An 18,952-nucleotide genomic window follows, 5' to 3' on the forward strand; every position below is an offset into this window, starting at 1 on the left:
CAAATAACGAAAATCACCTGACAGGGACTAAGTCGGGGCATCTCTTCGCTCCCGCCCTCGCTTTGCCCCTGCAAAATTGACGAATCTCATGACCTCAAAACACTGGACCCTGGTCGGTGGGGCGGTAGCGTGCCTGAAACCTGCCTTCGTGACTGGCCTCGCACTGGCCGGCAATCAGGCGTTTGCCTCAGATCTCGCGTTCCCCGGCTACAGCGGTTACCTCAACGTACCCTCTGCAACGGTGCTCGATCACGGTAAGGCGGCAGTCCAGTATTCGGATCAGGCCCTGGAAACACGTGCGAATTCCGGCGATACCTACGGCTACTACAACAACGTCAGTGGTCTGTTCGGTATCTTTCCCAATGTGGAAGTCGGCGGCCGGTTGACCTGGGACCGCACCCAGGCCAACTGTTACACCGAAGGTTGCGGCATCCGGGACCTCTCCGCGAACATCAAGATCCAGGCCCCGTTTATCCCGGAAGAGTGGTTCACCCTGTCCGCCGGCGTTCAGGACCTCGGTGGTGAGACCGACGATTTCGAATCGGTGTACGTTGTTGCCGGTCGCCGGTTCGGCCCCGTGGAGATTTCCGCAGGCTACGGCGACCCGAAAACGCCCGACCGCTATCTCGATGGCCCTTTCGGTGGTGTGTCCTACCGGCCTTTGCCCTGGCTGAACGTGATGGCCGAGTACGACAGCCAGGATGTCCGGCTGGGGCTTGGCGCCAGCACGCCCGACGGTCTGCTGCCACTGGGCATGCAGATCAACGGCAAAGTCCTGGCTTACGACGAGGGAGATACCGAGAACGATCGCAATTTCTTCTCCCTTGGTCTGTCGATTCCCTTCGGCAATAAAGCCAGAAAACAGCACTTGGTACTGCCGGACGAAAACGCCGTTACAGCTCCGAAGCCGACCGCGATTTCCTCCAATGCCGCCAGTTCGTCAGAGCGTCAGGCGCAGTCACCGGCGGCCGTCGAGTCGGCAGTGTCAGGAGCGCGGTCGCAGAGCAACGAAGCAGGCAAAAGCGAGGGCCAAGAATTCGCACGTAACATCGGGCAGAAGCTGGTTGCTGCCGGCTATGACCGCGTCTCCGTCGCCAGTACAGATGCAGTCCTCCACATCCAGTGGGAAAACAACATCTACACCCGCGACGAACGCGATGCCATCGCCGATGTTGCCAGAAAGGCACAAGCCCTGGGTGGCCCACACCGAACGGCCAAGCTCACCCTGCTGAATCAGAACATCCCGGTCGTCGAACGCACCATCAGCCTCGGCAATCCAGAGCAGGGCACCCAAGCCCAAATTCTGGTCGCCGACTACGCTCCGGGCACCCTGTTCCATACAGACGATCCCCAGTGGGACTTCCAGGGCAGCTACGGCCCAACCTGGAAACCCCGCATCACCCTGAGCCCCACCATCAGCTCAGGTATCGCCACCGAATACGGCGTATGGGACGCCTCCGTGGGTCTCAGCGCAGAAACCTCCGTCTCCCTGTGGACCGGTGCTTTGGCGTCCGCCACCTACAACGCCGAAGTCTACGCCACCGAGGATTTCGAGAAGGGCGGTGTGTTCTACCAGGATCGACAACGCACCGACCTGACCGAAGCCGAAATCCAGCAAACCCTCAAGCTTCACCCGCAGCTGTACACCAGCGTCCACGCCGGTCGTTACGCCATAGACTGGAACGGGCTCCTGAACGAAACCCTGCTGCTTGGCCCAAACGGCCGACACAGCCTCGCGTATGTCGGCGGTGCTTTCGAGCATGCGGATTACGACAACGTCGAACGCAACCAGATGCTGGCCCGCTACAGCTACTACAACCCGACCCTGGATACCCAGGTGGACGTGTACGGCGGCCAGTTCTTTGAAGAAGACACCGGCGTTCGCATCGACAGCCGCTTCTGGTTCGGTGATTACGCCCTGCGCCTGTCTTACAAGAATACCGATGCCGAATTCATCAGCCTGGGCTGGGTGATCCCCTTAACGCCGGAGAAAACCCGGCAATTCCGTTACGTTCAGATCCGGGGCGATGCCGACTGGAACTACAGCGTCCAGACCCGGATCAACGAGGACCAGAACCTGACCTCGTTCGGAGGCGCCAGGGTCATCGAATCGGCCAACCCGATCCGGTCGGTCTACTTCAACCGGGGGCGTTTAACCAACCGGTAGATGAAAGCGGAAAACGCAAGCGAACCCTATGCATCTGTAAACATTGCGTTTCCGGCTCGCTTCTCTATAGTGAAGGGCACTGAGCCCTTCGATAAAAAGCAACACAAGAAAGACGTGCTAACGCTCATTCAGGAGATTAAGAGGCTACTATGACTCAGTTCAAAAAAGGATTGTTCACGCGTAATATGCTGGCGACAGCCATCCTGGCCCCGATGATGATGGTTGCGGGCTGTTCCGATAACGACGGCTCCCCGCTGCCTTCGGGCCAGACGCCCAGCGGCGTATCTGACGGCGTTGTATACGACGGTTATCTGGTGGGTGCCACCGTGTGTGTGGACGAGAACCTGAACAAAACGTGTGATGCCGGTGAGCCAAGCACCACCACCGGTGCGGGTGGTGAATTCAGCCTCGTGGGCCTGACCGACGCCCAGCTGCTGACACCGCTGGTGCTGGAAGCGAACGAAAACACCGTTGACGAGGATACCGGCCAGCCGGCTGACCCGAACCTCAAGTTCCTGGCTCCGGCAGGCAGTACCGCAATCAGTGGATTCAGCACGATTATTCAAATGAAGGTCGAGAGCGCCCTCGCTGCCGGCTCCACCGCGACCCTGGCGGAGCTCAAAGCGGCTGCGGCGGCAGACCTGGCTAACGAACTGGGTGTGTCGGTTGATTTGACCACCTATGATCCCATCGCAGCCTTCAGCAGCACTTCCGGCGCCGACAGACGCACTGCGGCCGAGCTGCATCTGATCAACCAGGTGCTGAGCGCCCAGATTGTCGACCTGATTGCCGATGTGGACGTGGTGCTGGAATCCAATCCGGATCTCAGCGAAACTGCAGCATTTGGTGCACTGGTTGAGAGCCTGAATCCAGCCAACGTAGCGGCTGTCGTCCAGGAGTTCTCTGATGGCGGTACCGTGAATGATCTGGACAGCTACAACGCCGATACGATTATCAGCTCCGGCTCTGCAACCTATGAAGCGCCGGTTGCTCCCGATGCAACAGTGATCGAGGAGCAGGCGGTTCAGGACGAGCTTGCCCAGGCGGAACTTGAGGACGCCATTGCTACCGAAGAGCCGCCGACTGGTGCCACCGGCGGAACAGGTGCATAGGTAATAAAGCCAGCGCAAGGCAAAAGGGGCTGGCAGTACCAGCCCCTTTCTTAATTCTGTAAACCCAAAATCCTAATACGGAACATCAATCCCGGATGAAAGCCCTATTTTCCCTGCTCATAATTCTCAGTCTCTCCGGTTGCGCCGTCATACCCGGAGCCCACATCCCCTACGATAAGGATGAAGACGAGAGCATGGATCTGGAGAAAATGGTGAACATATATACCATCACTCCCAAGCTTTTGCGGGAAAAGATGGCGAAGCCTGCCTCGAACCCGGTCCTCAACAGGAAGTTGGAATCAGAGATCAACAGCTACGATTACGAGGTAAACCGGGGTGACGTTCTGAGCATTACCGTGTGGGACCATCCTGAACTCACCATTCCCGCAGGTGGAGATCGCAGCCCTTCCGAAGCCGGCAACTGGGTTCACAGCGATGGCACCATCTTTTACCCCTACGTCGGCGAAGTCAAAGTCGCTGGCCTGAGAGTCACTGAAATTCGCGAAATCCTGCGTGAACGACTGGCGGAATACATTGAATCCCCGCAGGTAGACGTTACCGTAGCCTCCTTCCGCTCCAAGCGTGTCTACCTGACTGGCGAAGTAAAACAGCCCGGCACGCAACCAATCACCAACGTACCTCTGACACTCCTTCAAGCTGTCAGCAACGCCGGCGGTCTCACCGAAGTAGCGGACTGGACCAATGTCACGCTCACCCGCAACGGCGAAACCAAACGCTATTCGCTGCGGGAACTCTACAGGCAGGGCGACACCCGAGAAAATGTATTGCTCCGCCCCAACGATATTATTCACGTAGCCCGGAATGACGCAGCGAAGGTCTTCGTTCTGGGCGAAGTTGGCCAGCCCAGCAGCCTCAACATTGGCCGCTCAGACATCACTTTGGCGGAAGCCCTGGCAGATGCAGGCGGTTTCGCCCAAGCCACGGCAGACGCTAGTGGCGTATTCGTAATTCGTAAGGCGCCTGAGGAAACCGGCAAAATCGCTGAGGTATTCCAGCTACACGCCCGAAACGCGACGGCACTGGTGCTGGCAGACCAATTTACTCTGCAGCCACGGGATATCGTTTACGTAACAGCAGCACCAATTGCCCGCTGGAACCGCCTGATTGCACAGATTGTACCGACCGCCCAGGCAGTTTACTTCTTCGCTCGGGCAGAGGACGAAGTGACTACAACCGACTAGCACCATGTTCAACAACATCCTGATCATCTGCGTGGGCAATATTTGCCGCAGCCCGATGGCAGAGTACCTGCTGAAGACCAAGCTGGCGCACCGCTCGGAAAAATCCATTGAATCGGCGGGCATTGGCGCATTGGTAGGTAAGCCTGCAGACGAAACTGCTTTGATGATCCTAAGTGAGCAGGGTATTGACGCTACCAGCCACCGGGCCCGCCAGGTCACAACCGAAATGCTAGCCAACGCAGACCTGATCCTTGCTATGGAAGAAAAGCATCTGAAAAGGCTGCATGAACTGGCACCACAAATACGGGGGCGGGCTTTTTTACTGGGTAAATGGCAAGATGACCAATCGGTCCCGGACCCTCATAGGCAACAACGCTTGGCCTTTGAATACGCTTTCAAATTGATCGATGAAGCCACGAACAGCTGGCTCAAGTACCTGGATAAATAACCGCAATGACCAACGGCTCGTATAGCACCCCAAAACCGTCAGAAATAAATGAAAGCAGGGACAATGACGAAATTGATCTTCTGGCACTTTTCGGAATCTTGTGGGACGGGCGCTGGCTGATTATTGGAGTCACGTTTGCATTCACGTTAATAGGTGTCGCCTATGCGTTACTCCAGCCTCCAATCTATCGGGCAAATTCCCTCATCCAGGTAGAAGAGAAGCAGGGCGCGCTTCCCGGCATGGAGAATCTCTCGGGATTTCTTGAATCTCCTTCTAACGCCGAAACAGAAATCCAGCTGATTAAGAGCCGGAGAGTATTGGGAAAGGTTGTAGATAACCTCAATCTGGATATTGTAGTTACCCCAAACTACTTTCCGGTAGTCGGTGAGGCTATTGCTAGGCGTTTTAGTGGTGCCCCAGGGGAGTTGGCGGAGCCGTTATGGGGCGACAAATACGCTTGGGGGGGCGAGAAACTCAAGATCACGCGCATGGACGTTCCAGGGCAAACAGGAACCTTTCTGTTGAGAGCAACAGGAAGTGGTTGGGAGCTTCTAGATGGGGAACTGCGGCCTATCCTGGAAGGAAGGCCAAACGAACCAGCGAGTAATGGACGCTATTCCCTGATGGTGACTGAATTGGTTGCCAGGCCAGGCACCTTGTTCAACGTCACCAGGCGCTCCAGCTACAGTGCCATGAGTGAATTACAAAGTGGCATCAACGCCAGCGAAAAGGGCAGAGGCTCGGGCATTATCGCTTTGACCTATGAACACCCGAACCCAGCCACGGCCAAAGCTGTTCTGGACGAAGCGGGCAAGAATTATGTACGCCAGAATGTAGAGCGCAGCAGCGCAGAGGCTGCTCAGTCACTGGAGTTTTTGCGTAGCCAGTTGCCAGAGGTAAAGAAAGAGCTGGAGGCTGCGGAAAAGAAGCTGAACGAATATCAGGTCACAGCGGAAACCATCGATATCACCGCTGAGGGTAGTACTTTACTCCAGCAGATTGTGGAGCTTGAAACCCGGATCTCGGAGCTGGAGATACAGCGCGCAGAGATTGAACAGCGATTCCAGCCTACTCATCCCCGTTATAAAGCTTGGGCCTCGCAAATGGCTCAACTCAAACAGCGCCGGGCCGAACTTGATCGAAGAATCGGTAGCTTGCCGGAAACCCAACAGGAACTGGTGAGACTTCGCAGGGATGTTGAAGTCGGAAATGAGATTTATCTTCAAATGCTGTCCAACATCCAGCAGCTGGACATTGCACGTGCGGGTACAGTTGGTAACGTGCGGGTCGTGGATGAGGCTGCGGTAAACACTGCCGCTCCGGTAAAGCCAAGGCGCTCCTTTATTGCTCTTGTCGCCCTGATGCTGGGCGGCGTGATTGGCGTAGGGATCGTATTACTGAGATCTCTCCTTAACCGAGGCGTGGAAAACCCCGAGGATATCGAAAACCTCGGACTACCGGTATATGCAAGTATTCCACTTTCGGAAACACAATCAGAGCTGGCCAAGAAGAAAAACAAGACGCGGTTGCGTAATCAGGATCGTACCTCCGGACTACTCGCAGTCGCGAATCCAGCTGATCTCGCTGTTGAATCCCTTCGTAGCCTGCGCACCAGTCTCCACTTTGGAATGATGGACGCCAAAAACAACGTCCTGATGATTTCCGGCCCGAGCCCGGAAGTGGGTAAAACCTTCGTTTCAGTCAACCTTGCCGCTGTAATGGCCTTGGCGGACCAAAGAGTGCTGTTGGTTGACGGCGATATGCGCCGGGGTTTTTCGCACGATGTATTCAGGGTGAGGAACGAAAAAGGCCTTTCTGACCTACTCGCAGGAAAGGCACAGATTGATGACGTTTTGCAGCATTCGGATCTGGAGGGTCTCGATTTCATTTCACGAGGAACGATTCCCCCGAATCCGTCGGAATTGTTGATGAGCAAGCGATTCGACGAATTCGTGGCTGGTATTTCCTCAAAATATGATCTGGTGATCATAGATACGCCACCAATCCTGGCAGTGACGGATGCCGCCGTAGTTGGCAAACATGCGGGGACTACCATGTTGGTGACACGCTTTGGCATGAATCCGGCGAAAGAGATAGAGCTGACGAAGCGTCGCTTTGAACAGAACGGTGTTGATGTGAAGGGCGTTGTTTTCAACGCTGTGGTCAGAAAGGCTTCGTCTTCAGGTTACGGTAATTATGGCTATTACCAATATGCCTACAAGTCTGAGTGATGGTTCCAGAATCTTCAGATTTCGTTGAATCATTCCCCTTCCTCCAAAAGTCTAACAATGATCGCTAACGCTCGGGAATCAATACGCCGGGGGCTTTCCCGGCTTACCTCTAGCCAATTTGTTCGTAGCGTGGCCGTAGTGGGTGGAGGGATCGCAGCGGCGCAGGCGATTACCTTGGCGTTTACTCCCTTTCTCACCCGTCTTTACGGCCCTGAAGCCTTTGGAGTTTCGGCAGCATTTACGGCAGTGATGAGCATCATCACTCCACTGGCTACACTTGGATACGCGACCGCCATCGTTATACCCGAAGGCGATAAAGAGGCAGCAGCAATTGCCCGTTTGTCGATCCTCTGTGCATTGATTCTTGCTCCTATATCGCTATTGGCTGTCCATTTGGGGCAACCTTGGATCGCGATATTGACAGGGCTGCAAGATACCCCCCAGATTCTTTACTTGATCCCGCTATCACTAATAATTACTGCGTTTCTGTCTGTTGCTAATCAGTCCGCCATTAGGAAGGGGCTTTTCAAGGCAAAGGCAAGGGCATATGTGGAAAGTGCATTGGGAACAAATTTGGGCAAGTTAGGAGGGGGGCTCGTCGCACCCTCGGGCCTGGTTTTGATTCTTCTTACACAAGCCGGACAGATGCTTAACCTCTTCATGCAGTTGCTTCGAGTCCCTCGCCAAGGAGTCCTTAAACCAAGTAACTGGATAGGTGTGCGAGGGGTTGGCGAAGCAGCAAAGGCGCAACGGGATTTTGCAGTTTACCGGATGCCTCAGAGCATAATAAGAGCGATGGCAATGGGCTTGCCAGTAATCGTTCTTACGGCATTGTTCGGTTCTGCGGAGGCTGGACAATATTCCCTTACCCTTCTGATTCTGGGCGCCCCGGCGATGCTATTGGGGGATTCTGTTGGCGAGGTTTTTTACCCAAAAATCACGCGCGCCATTACGGGAAATAAGCCGAAAGCACAGGTTCTTATAGTGAAAGCAATTGCTGTGCTGGGGTTAGTTGGGGTGGCGACCTTTGGCTTAATTGTCATCTTCGGCGATGTACTTGTGCCTTGGTTATTTGGAGCCGAATGGGGAAGGGCGGGCGAATACTCTCAGTGGGTCGCTGTCTGGATGACAGCAATGCTTGCTACTCGCCCCGCTGTAGCGTCAATGCCTGCCTTGGAACTCCAATCTGTTTTGCTTTTGTATGAGATTGTCGTTACCGCCGCTAGGGCGGCTGCTCTTTATGTAGGTTTTCTATTCGGGGACGATTTGGTGTCGATCGCAATATTTTCACTAATTAATGTGGCAGGTTACGTTGGACTTTCGGCCGTAGTTTTGTTTAAGGCCTATAGAAGGAACTCAGAGGTTTTAAATGTATAGCTTGATCAAAAAGATGCTTCCGTTGAGTGTCAAGCGTGAGGTGGTCACGGCGCTTAAGCGAGAAAATGTTGTTCTTCCGGATTCCAGGCGGGCGTTCATCTTTCTCGCAGCCGACTATGGCAATATCGGCGACTTGGCCATCACTGCCGCTCAGGAAGAGTTTATACGTAGTACTCTCAAAAACCATGCCTTAGTTCGGGTGCCAATTAGCAGAACACGTACGCAGCTGAGTTCAATAAAAAATCAGATTAATGATACGGACCTGGTCACTATTATTGGTGGCGGCAACATGGGCTCGTTATATCTGGACATTGAAGAACTGCGTCAGCTGGTGATCCGCACTTTCCCTAACAACAGGATCGTCTGCTTTCCGCAAACCCTGGATTGGGACGATTCCTATCAATCCCTGCAAGCCTTGGAGCGAATCGTAAAAGTCTATTCCTCGCACCCAGATATTCACATCTTTGCGCGGGAATCTATTACCCGTAAAAAACTGGTTTCGCTATTTGCTGAATTTCCCAATGTGAAGCTTGGTTACGCGCCAGATATTGTTCTAAGTGCAAGTGGAACCGTTCTTGGGGGCAACGACGAGTCTTCGCCCTCGGGTATTCTTCGTTGCCTCCGAAACGACAAAGAGCGTTCGCTGGATGTAGAGCGAGATAGAATGTTGGAAGAAGCTCTTGCCAGTACGGGCGAGGCAGTGGAAGAAACAGACACACATACTGGTGGTGCACGTTTGTCGAAGGAAGAGTGCGCCAAGTTGCTGGCAAGCAAGGTGAATCAGTTCCGCTCGGCAAGAGTTGTCGTAACAGACAGACTACATGGAATGATTCTCTCCACTCTTGCTGGCACTCCCTGCCTAGCGTTACCCAACGCCAACCATAAAGTACGGCAAACCTATTTGGATTGGTTAAGTCAGCATACTAGAGTCGCCTTTATTGAGCCCGAATGCTTCGAGGAGCTCCAGGAGACGCTTGATGGGCTTTTATTGGCACCGCAAGGTAATCCGAAAATCTCGCCCTTGGACCCTAAGCTTTTCAGTCAGTTGCAGAAAGCTTTGACGGCTTCATAGGGTCGACCCGAAGAATAAATTCATTCAAGCCTGATTTATCGAGAAATTGTTAATCGAATTAGGCTGAAATTTATATTTTGATCTGGAAGTGGTTTATGAAAGTTTTTGGTATAGGTTGGGCTAAAACTGGAACAACCAGTCTCGGTACTGCGTTGTCAAGGCTTGGGTTCAATCATAAAACCCAAGACTTCGATTTCGTTGATGCGTTTTATGAGAAGGATTTTAACCGAATTTTTGATCTAACGGATAAATATGATTCGTTCGAAGACTGGCCATGGCTGCTCCTTTATGAGGAGTTCTTCGCTAGGTATCCGGACGCAAAGTTTATCCTCACCATTCGGGAGGAAATCTCTTGGATCAAGAGCTATCAAAGCATGCTCGCCGATCAGGGCAAAGCAAGTCCCAGAATGAACGAGATCCGGCAAAAACTTTATGGCTTACCATTCCCGAATGTTACTGAGCAGCAACTAATTGCTCGTTACCGTAAACACAACGAGGACATTCTGTCTTTTTTCTCAGATAAACCTGAAAAACTACTCGTGGTAGACTGGTCAAAAGGGGATGGATATAAAGAGCTTTGTGAGTTCCTCGGAGTCGGTTTGATAGACGAGCCGTTTCCCCATGCGAATAAGGCGACCGAACGAAAGAAAAGTAATTTATTAAGTCGCATTACAAGAAGACTTTCCCAGAAAAGCCTACTACCCGATGTCTCGAAATAACATGTCTACTCGGCCCGGCTTCGGTAGTGATTCGAGTTCGGAGATCACACGAGAATCGAAAGTAAGCATCGTTATTCCGGTGTACAACGTAGAGCAGTATGTTGGCGAGTGCCTTGAGTCTGTTCGGCAGCAGACCTATGAGAACGTCGAGATCATCGTGGTGGAGGACTGTTCCACTGATGACTCTTTGAAGGCGCTTGAGCCACACTTGGCGGATGAGCGGGTTCGGTTAGTTCGGCATGAGCAAAATGGTGGTTTATCAGCCGCCCGTAACACGGGTATCGAGGCAGCATCCGGTGACTTCATCGTGTTCGTGGATTCCGATGATGTTGTGGATCATCGGCTCGTCGAATGTTGTGTAAGCGAAGCGTCTAAGTCTGGTGCGGAAATTGTACTTTATGGCTTCGTGCCGTTTCAGGATGGGGAAGATGTTAGCTTGCTCCGGAACGATGCCTCATCGACTAACATGCCTGTAGTCATCGAAGGTGTGGAGTACTTTCGTTATCACCATTTCGCATGGTTAAAATTCATTCGCTTAGATTTGCTTGATAACGACAGGATGAGATTTCCGGTCGGTCAGTATTATGAAGACTGGCCTTTTCATTGGCAGGCGGGGTTTCAAGCACAGACAATAGTTCTACTACCGGAAAATCTATATTTTTATCGCCAAAGAGGAGATTCCATTACTGGTTCGGGTGGGAAAAAGCTGTTTCATATTTTCTCTTCACAGCGACTGGTGGCGGATGTCGAGAAACAGTCATCCTCGTCAAATAGCGTTAAAAGAGTGCTAGCGAAAAAAATATATAGTGGTATTTGGTTTGTGCTTACTAATATCGATGATAGCTTGCTTCCTGAGGCGATCGCTCGGGCAAAAGAACACCTTCGTTTGATGAATCGCGAACGAAAATTCTCCACTCCTGGCTTTAAGGTTAGAGTTTTGGTTCTAGCGATGCACTTACCAGCCACGGGCTCAAAAATCGTGATTCGTATGATTCGAAAGGTTCTTCCTATGCTTTCAAAGCACCGTAGAGCCATTCGAAGAAATTGAGTTGTTGGCCTCTCCCTTGTACGAGAGTTATTTAAAACTATGGCCCATTATATCTTTGTAAAAAGTCGGAACCCTTCGGATTCTGAGCTTTGGATTAACCGACTTAGAGCAGTTTGCGATAATATTTCTCCTGATTTGATCAGAGGAAATGTTAAGAACAAAGTCGCGGCTTGGCCTAACATCAATGACGCCTATTATGCGGTTCAAAATAGCGATAGTGTAAAGGGTGTAGACGATGGCGTTTTAGCAATTGGCTGGATAGAACCAAATTCAGAAGATTTGGGAGGTTGTATTGGGGTCAATTCTGAATCTGATGGTTCATATGCAGTAATTAGCTCATGTGACAACAAGCTGTCATTTTATACGGATCAGTTCGGTTCCCGTACTCTTTGGTATTATCAAGATGAAAGTATTGTTGTTGTGTCGACGTCTCAAAGAGCAATTGTCAGTATTAAAGGCAGTTTTAATTTAAATGAACAATCAGTTGCTTGGTTTCTATCCTCCGGATGTCAAGGCCCCTTTATGTCTTGGGATCAGGACATTAGGCAGGTGTTGCCGAAATATGAATATTTCTTTGATTATGAATATTGGAGAATGTCGCGTTACATTAAGCCAGGCTTAGATAGCCCGTTCCCGGGGTCAACACAGTTTGGAAATTTCTTACCATTATTCAAGAGTGCGCTATCTGGTTCAGTCCGGAAGATAGCTCGCAATTGTGGCTTAGAAAAGGTATTGCTTCCTATTTCGGGTGGCCTAGATAGTCGGACTTTATTAGGGATTTTCGAGTCAGAGGGCATATGCGATAAAATTAAGCTCGTAAATTGGGGTGTGCCAGCAAAAACAGAGGTCTTTGATGACAAAGCAGCAGCACGTCGTGTGGCAAAGTCCTTTGGTAGAGATCTCCTCGACATTGGTTTGCCATTAAATTCAACTAATTTCGATGAAGTCCTTAATAGATTCATTGAAGCTAGTGAGGGACGAATAGACCACTTCAATGCATATACGGACGGATATTTGATGTGGTCAAGGTTTTACTCTCAGGGGTATCGTTTTATTCTAAGAGGAGATCAGCCGTATCCTGTAGGTTTGTATCTCAGAGAGTCTGATATTCGTGCGATGGTTGGCTTAGAGATTCTAACTGACTATGCGAATTCCGATAATTTTTCATTAGAAAGATATCAACTTCTTCAGAGCCCCTATAACTTGAGAAGGAATCCGAAGGAATCACTATTTAGGTGGCGTGATAGAACATTCCGTCACTGCCGAATTCCACTCTATACCGCTGCGTATTCAGATTTGGTTAGTGGATTTGTTGAGAATTTTTCGCCAATGATGAGTTGGTCCCTTTATAAAATTTATATGGGACTCCCTGATCGATGTAAAGGTAATAAAGCACATATCAGGCTTATGTGGGAAGCTCTTGATAATAGTGGAGTACCTACACATGCTACTGGATCGCTGAAGGCACCTCAGGAGTTTTTTGAAGGCAAGAAAGGCGAAGAATATCTTGTTAGACGGCTGAAAGGGTGTAATGTTTCGGGTCGCGTTGATAAATCCCTCGTGAATTCAATTATTTCGTCATTGAATGTAAAAGGTGCCAGTTCAGATAAAAAAAACTTGAAAAGCTTCCTCTCAAGAATGAGAGGCTGGTTATCACATTGGATGCCCAGCTTGGTGAAGGCCTACCTTAAGAACTATAAAAAGAGAAATTTATCACCGGTGACGCTCGGATATCGCGTAATTATGGTCGATAAGATAATTTCGATGTATGAAAACGAAGCGAAGATAGGAGGTTCGCCGAACTAATGCTGCCAATCCGAGTACTCCATATTGTCGGCAGAATGGACCGCGCTGGCGCCGAAACCATGATCATGAACCTCTACCGGGAGATAGACCGTTCCCAGTACCAGTTCGACTTCGCGTACTTCACTAACGACCGATGTGACTTCGACGATGAAATTGAAGCACTAGACGGGCGTATTATTCGTCTCAAGGGCGACAATCCGATTCAGCGCTTCTGGAGCCTGTTCAAGGCATTGCGTCTGGGTGATTGGTCCATTGTTCAGTCCCATATGCTTTTCAGCACCGGCTTGAACCTGTTCGCTGCAAGGCTGGCTGGCGTGCCGATTCGGATTGCGCACTCTCACAGCACCAGCGACCTCAATTCTTCCTCTATGGTTGGCCGTATATACCAGGGCGCGATGCGGTGGCTGATGTCTTGGGTGCCCACCCGTTATGTAGCCTGCGGCACGGCCGCCGCAGAGTACCTTTTCCCTGGTCAGCCAGATGTGGAGATCATCCCCAATGCGGTGAACATTGATCGTTTTGATCAGGCGGATGGTAGTGATGTTGAGCGCGAGTTGGCGATACCGGAGGGATGCATTTCTGTTTTGCAGGTTGGGCGGTTGATGCCGGTGAAAAATCAGGCCTGGTCTTTGAGAATTGCAGCATCCTTGCGAGAGAGTGGAGCTGATTTTCAACTGCTCTTCGTTGGCGCCGGGCCGGATAAAGCGACTTTAGAGGCAGAGATTGTCGAACTGGGGCTTGACGAGAACGTGAAGCTCCTGGGACTTCGTGAGGATATTGCCGAACTGATGGCTGCAGCAGATGTTATGTTGATGCCCTCGCTACACGAAGGCTTTCCGGTGGTGTTGGTGGAATCCCAGGCTGGGGGGGTACCTGCGGTAATTTCTGATGCCATATCGCGAGAGGTTGATCTTGGGTTGGGGTTGGTTGATTTTGTTGGATTGGATGAGAGCGCTGAGCTTTGGGCTGCGCACATTACTGAAGCCGCCAGAAAGAAGGAGGTTGAAGGTACTATCCGAAAAGAAACGCTGGAGAAGTATGGTTTCTCGTCGAGAGCTGGTGCCAAGCGGCTGGCTGAGCTTTATCAAACCGCATGATCCCCTATCTGATCCTTTTGTTCTCAACTGTAGGAATGGCTCACCTCGGACGCCGTTTTGGTAGTCTGGGCGTTCGCCGGCTCTCCATCGCTCTAGTGACGGGGTTGTTGGTATTGTTTGCGGGACTTCGGAATCGCTCCGTTGGAACAGATACCGGGAATTATGTTGGTTGGCTTGATCGCATAAACTCATTTGAAAATGCGGTAGAGTTTCATGCAGAGCTGGGGTATAACCTGTTGGTGTTATTGAGTGGCTGGCTATCAGATGGCTATGCCTTGCTTTTGCTCTTCATTGCGGCCATTGCAGTTTGTCTCTATGTGAGCACAGTCGTTCGCCTCACACCACGCTACGAAACCGCACTCTTCGCCTTTATCGCTCTGGGTTTCTATACCTTCTTCTTCAACGGCGCCAGGCAAGGCCTTGCCGTCGCAATTTGTTTTTTTGCCTTACCATGGTTATTAGAGCGTAAAGCTCTTCCATATTTTGCGCTCGTTGCATTTGCTGCACTTTTCCATAAAACAGCACTGGTGGCAGCTCCTTTATATTTTGTTGCGGCTGGTCGCGTTGGTTGGCGGGTGCTTTTTTTTGTAGTTGGCGGTGCGGTGTTGGTGTCTGGGTTTCTGTCTGTTTTTACGCAATTTGCTGCGAGTTTTATTGACGAGAAGTACGCTTCTTATGGGCAGGCGGGGAAGGGCGGGGGAGAGGTTAAGGTCACATTTTTGCTGGTCCAGGGGCTAATTCTCTTGCTGTTCAAGAAACAGGTGAGTGGCTCTGATGGTTATTATGCCCGCTTACTGAACATCTATCTTATTGGGTTGGTTCCGGCACTAGCCTCAGTAATTAGTAGTGTTAACCCGTCAGGCGTGTTGAGGTTGGCGGCTTATTTCTCGCATACAGCAATTTTGTTGTGGCCAATGGTATTCTTGAATTTCAGAAACGCGGAGTCCCGAGCGCTTGTGTCTGCCGGCTTTGCATTGGTCGCGATAGCCTATTTTGTCATGACGACCTCAAGTTTTAGCAATCTGACGCCTTACACGATTAACTCGGAGCTGTTTCAATGACATCCGCACTACCTCCCGTAACCATTGGCATTCCCTTCTACAATGCGGAAGCCACACTTCTGGATGCTGTACGTTCCGTTTTCGCACAAACCCATCAGGATTGGGAGCTAATTCTGATGGATGATGGCTCAACAGATCGTTCTTTAGAGTTGGCGCACTCGATAAAAGATCCGCGCATAAAGGTCTATTCCGATGGGCAGAATAAAAGGCTAGCCGCTCGTCTGAACGAAATGCCGGGACTGGCTACACACGATTACTTGGCCAGGATGGACGCAGATGACCTGATGTCTCCGGTAAGAATCGAGCGTCAGCTTTCCTTGCTCGTTAGGCAGCCTGAGCTGGATCTTGTTTCCACCGGGATTTGTTCACTTACGGATGCTAATGAGCCTGTAGGTGTTCGTGGGGTTGCTGAAACACAGATCCTTCACCCTAGAAGCGTTCTCCTGGGTAGCTCGGGAATTGTGCATGCCTCTCTCCTTGGAAAAAGGGACTGGTTTAGTCGCAATCACTATCGAGAAGACATACGCACTGGCCAAGACTCAAATCTCTGGGTCAGGGCTTTTTCTCTCGGTGATCTGAATTTAGCTTTCCTACCAGACGCGCTGTATTACTATCGTGAAGATGGAAATGTTGTGCTTCCTAAGCTTGTAGCTGGGTACAAAGAATGTTTGCGGACGATACTGCGTGACTCGGGACCTGGTTATTCCGTGCTGGATAAGACATATGCGTTCGGTCTGACTCTGGCGAAGTTTTTGTTTATTCGGGTACTTTCGGCTACAGGTTCGCTCGATTTGCTTCGGAATCGTCGAAATCGGAATGCGTTGCCTCAAGACGAAAAAGATAAACTTAAACAAGAGATTAGGTCTATTCACAGCGTTGAGCTGCCACTTGCGGATTAAACGGGGCTGAGATTTTCTACAGGCTTATATTGCCGCATCGAAAACATGCGGATATGACTGCAAGTGATATTCTGAGCTATGGACACAGAGGATACGTTGTGCGGCCTAATGATCTGGGTGCTGAGGCTGGTTTGATGTTTTGAAGCAAATCATTGTCGTCATCGAAAGAGCTTGAGAATAAAGGACTTGAATGAAACGCATCGCCTTCGTTGTATCTAACCCTACCACCGCAGACGCCTTTCTGCGTGGTCACATAGCTGCATTGTCTGAACATTATAAAGTGGATTTGATAGCGAACCTTCCCGAGGGCTCTGAGAGTTCGGTATTGGTAAAGAATCAGATTTATGCTCCTATTCATCGGAAAATAAACCTATGGCGTGATCTAATTGGGTTGGTGGCGCTTATACGAATTTTTTCAGGTAACCGCTATGATGCGGTGCATTCAGTGACCCCTAAGGCTGGCTTGCTCGGAATGTTGGCAGCCTGGATTACGCGGGTTCCGGTGCGGCACCATACCTTTACTGGTCAGGTTTGGGCGACTCGTAGTGGATACTCCAGATGGCTGCTCAAGACTTTCGATAAATTAATCCATCTTTGTTCTACACATTCTCTGGTGGATAGCTTTTCCCAAAGAGACTTTCTTTTGGCTGAAAAAGTAGTTCGCCAGGAAAAATCATCCGTCTTGGCTAGTGGATCTATTTCAGGAGTAGATATAGAACGTTTCAATCCTGATCTCCAGAAACGTCAACAGATCAGAGAGCAACATGCGATTAGCGAAAGCGAGTTCGTTTTTTTGTTTCTGGGCCGCATCAATAACGAGAAGGGCCTGCCGGAACTTATTTCGGCGTTCCGAAAAGTTTCTAAGAGCCACCCGGAAGCAAAGCTCATGGTTGTTGGTAGTGATGAGTCCGGCATGTTTGAAGACGGTGCCATGGAGAAGTCTTTTTCAGGAAAGCTTCTTCGCGTTGGCTATACTCGCGAGCCAGAAGCTTATTTCAATGCCGCGGATGTGTTTTGCCTGCCGAGCCATAGGGAAGGATTTGGTTCAGTTTTGATAGAAGCTGCTGCGTGTGGTGTAACTAGTGTCGCATCCAACATCTATGGGATTTCGGATGCAGTGGTTGATGGTCAGACCGGATTGTTGCACGTTCCGAAGTCAGCGGCTGACCTTGAGTCAAAAATGGAGCTAGTAATTTCGAACCCGGATCTTCGTCAAGTCCTCGCTCAGGCGGCTCTCAAGCGCGCTCGAGAAGAATTTTCGTCGTCAGTAGTGGAAAATGAGTTTGTTGAGTTTTATGGCCAGGCGTTTGAGTCTCGTGGGAGATAGGGCGGTATTGCTGGCATGGATGCTAAGGTTCTTGGAAAATAATCCGTTACATACTAGTTGCTGATTCACGATGGTAAAAAGGCTTTTCGACATATTCGCTGCCAGCCTCGGTCTGCTGCTGCTTTCCCCCGCGATTCTCATCATTGCCTGGCTGGTGTGTCGCAAACTCGGATCTCCTGTTTTCTTCCGCCAGACCCGCCCGGGGAAGGATGGCAAACCCTTTCCGATGGTTAAGTTTCGCACCATGCTGGACGCCACTGATAAACACGGCAATCCGCTGCCGGATGACCAGCGGATGACGCGATTTGGTAGTTTCCTGCGTTCGACCAGCTTGGATGAGCTCCCGGAGCTATGGAATGTACTGAAGGGCGATATGAGCCTGGTTGGTCCCCGGCCCTTGTTGATGGAATACCTGCCGCTGTATTCCAAAGAGCAGTTCCGCCGCCATGAGGTGCGCCCGGGCGTGACCGGTTGGGCGCAGGTGAATGGGCGTAATGCGATTTCCTGGGAAGACAAGTTCCGTCTGGATGTATGGTATGTGGACAATCGGTCACTTTGGCTGGATTTGAAGATTCTGTTTCTTACGGTGAGCAAGGTTTTGGTTCGGGATGGGATTAGTGGAGAAGGTGAAGTGACGATGTCCAGGTTTACCGGGAGCGAAGAACGATCGGGAGAGCGGAATGGCTGATGTTTTAGTTGGAATTTACGGCGCGAGCGGGTTTGGTCGTGAGGTTTTGCCTCTGGTGAGGGAGCAACTCAAGGGAACAAGCGCGGAGTTCGTTTTCGTGGATGATGGAGATGTTCCTTCTTCCCTGAATGGTTACCCTATTATTCGGTATGACGACTTTCTTGACCGTGATGCTCAGGAGAAACGGGTTGTTTTCGCTATTGCTAACAGTGCTATTCGCGAAAAACTGGCAGAAAAATGCGCTCTGGATAATATCCCGTCGCTGTCGGTAAAAGCTGATAACGCAGTAATTCTCGAGGAAGTGTCAATGGGGGAGGGCTCCATTCTCTGTCATTTCACCCAGCTGACCTCCAATATCCGCATTGGGAAGTATTTCCACGCAAATATCTATAGCTACGTGGCACATGATTGCGTGATCGGAGATTACGTGACATTTGCACCGGCAGTGCGTTGCAATGGGAATATTGTTATTGAGGACCATGCCTACATCGGCACCGGTGCCGTTCTTAAGCAGGGGACGCCGGAAAAGCCGTTGGTGATTGGCAAGGGAGCTGTTGTTGGTATGGGGGCTGTGGTTACCAAAGATGTTCCTACTGGTGTGACGGTTGTTGGGAATCCGGCTCGAGTTCTTGAGCCTCGTAAAACTTAAACGCCGAAAATGGGGGCTGGCCCCGTTCGGGGGCAGACCGCGACCTAGA

At 50.9% G+C, this 18,952-nt stretch carries 16 protein-coding genes; all 16 read left to right on the plus strand.

The window, feature by feature from the left end:
• The first annotated feature begins 88 nt into the window (after window positions 1-88).
• The 16 genes from MD273_RS05135 (at window position 89) to MD273_RS05210 (ending at window position 18,903) form a co-directional block, all read left to right on the plus strand.
• A complete protein-coding gene (locus MD273_RS05135) occupies window positions 89-2,167 on the plus strand; it encodes a YjbH domain-containing protein (RefSeq protein ID WP_239036686.1) in 2,079 nt (692 codons plus the stop codon).
• A 149-nt stretch (window positions 2,168-2,316) separates the two neighbouring features.
• Window positions 2,317-3,279 carry a hypothetical protein gene (locus tag MD273_RS05140; RefSeq protein WP_239036687.1) on the plus strand — a complete coding sequence of 321 codons (963 nt, stop codon included), beginning with the start codon at window positions 2,317-2,319 and terminating at the stop codon, window positions 3,277-3,279.
• A 95-nt stretch (window positions 3,280-3,374) separates the two neighbouring features.
• Window positions 3,375-4,481 (plus strand): polysaccharide export protein, encoded by a 1,107-nt coding sequence (locus MD273_RS05145; protein ID WP_239036688.1) that lies wholly within the window; start codon window positions 3,375-3,377, stop codon window positions 4,479-4,481.
• A gap of 4 nt (window positions 4,482-4,485) precedes the next feature.
• Window positions 4,486-4,929: a low molecular weight protein-tyrosine-phosphatase gene (locus MD273_RS05150; protein ID WP_239036689.1), complete on the plus strand. Its 444-nt coding sequence runs from the start codon at window positions 4,486-4,488 to the stop codon at window positions 4,927-4,929.
• A gap of 5 nt (window positions 4,930-4,934) precedes the next feature.
• On the plus strand, window positions 4,935-7,160 hold the full coding sequence (locus tag MD273_RS05155; RefSeq protein WP_239036690.1) for a polysaccharide biosynthesis tyrosine autokinase: 2,226 nt from the start codon (window positions 4,935-4,937) through the stop codon (window positions 7,158-7,160).
• A gap of 174 nt (window positions 7,161-7,334) precedes the next feature.
• Window positions 7,335-8,537, plus strand: a complete 1,203-nt coding sequence (locus MD273_RS05160) for a lipopolysaccharide biosynthesis protein (RefSeq protein WP_239036691.1) — start codon at window positions 7,335-7,337, stop codon at window positions 8,535-8,537.
• Complete coding sequence (locus MD273_RS05165) at window positions 8,530-9,609, plus strand: polysaccharide pyruvyl transferase family protein (protein WP_239036692.1); 1,080 nt, start codon at window positions 8,530-8,532, stop codon at window positions 9,607-9,609. The genes MD273_RS05160 and MD273_RS05165 overlap by 8 nt, the downstream gene beginning before the upstream one ends.
• 95 nt (window positions 9,610-9,704) lie before the next feature.
• On the plus strand, window positions 9,705-10,328 hold the full coding sequence (locus MD273_RS05170; RefSeq protein WP_239036693.1) for a sulfotransferase family protein: 624 nt from the start codon (window positions 9,705-9,707) through the stop codon (window positions 10,326-10,328).
• 1 nt (window position 10,329) lies between these two features.
• On the plus strand, window positions 10,330-11,376 hold the full coding sequence (locus tag MD273_RS05175; RefSeq protein WP_239036694.1) for a glycosyltransferase family 2 protein: 1,047 nt from the start codon (window positions 10,330-10,332) through the stop codon (window positions 11,374-11,376).
• Window positions 11,377-11,415: 39 nt separating this feature from the next.
• Window positions 11,416-13,182, plus strand: coding sequence for an asparagine synthetase B family protein (locus MD273_RS05180; RefSeq protein ID WP_239036695.1), 1,767 nt, complete (start codon window positions 11,416-11,418; stop codon window positions 13,180-13,182).
• 59 nt (window positions 13,183-13,241) lie between these two features.
• A complete protein-coding gene (locus MD273_RS05185) occupies window positions 13,242-14,279 on the plus strand; it encodes a glycosyltransferase (protein ID WP_239036696.1) in 1,038 nt (345 codons plus the stop codon).
• The gene (locus MD273_RS05190) at window positions 14,276-15,340 is read left to right on the plus strand and encodes an EpsG family protein (RefSeq protein WP_239036697.1); all 1,065 of its coding nucleotides are present in this window, start codon (window positions 14,276-14,278) and stop codon (window positions 15,338-15,340) included. Before MD273_RS05185 ends, MD273_RS05190 begins: the two co-directional genes overlap by 4 nt.
• Complete coding sequence (locus MD273_RS05195) at window positions 15,337-16,239, plus strand: glycosyltransferase family 2 protein (protein WP_239036698.1); 903 nt, start codon at window positions 15,337-15,339, stop codon at window positions 16,237-16,239. The genes MD273_RS05190 and MD273_RS05195 overlap by 4 nt, the downstream gene beginning before the upstream one ends.
• Before the next feature lie 190 nt (window positions 16,240-16,429).
• Window positions 16,430-17,566 (plus strand): glycosyltransferase family 4 protein, encoded by a 1,137-nt coding sequence (locus tag MD273_RS05200; protein WP_239036699.1) that lies wholly within the window; start codon window positions 16,430-16,432, stop codon window positions 17,564-17,566.
• A gap of 70 nt (window positions 17,567-17,636) precedes the next feature.
• A complete protein-coding gene (locus tag MD273_RS05205) occupies window positions 17,637-18,254 on the plus strand; it encodes a sugar transferase (RefSeq protein ID WP_239036700.1) in 618 nt (205 codons plus the stop codon).
• On the plus strand, window positions 18,247-18,903 hold the full coding sequence (locus MD273_RS05210) for an acetyltransferase (RefSeq protein ID WP_239036701.1): 657 nt from the start codon (window positions 18,247-18,249) through the stop codon (window positions 18,901-18,903). The genes MD273_RS05205 and MD273_RS05210 overlap by 8 nt, the downstream gene beginning before the upstream one ends.
• Window positions 18,904-18,952 lie beyond the last annotated feature (49 nt).

Origin of the sequence: Marinobacter sp. C7 (assembly GCF_022343555.1) — a bacterium.
Classification (GTDB): domain Bacteria; phylum Pseudomonadota; class Gammaproteobacteria; order Pseudomonadales; family Oleiphilaceae; genus Marinobacter.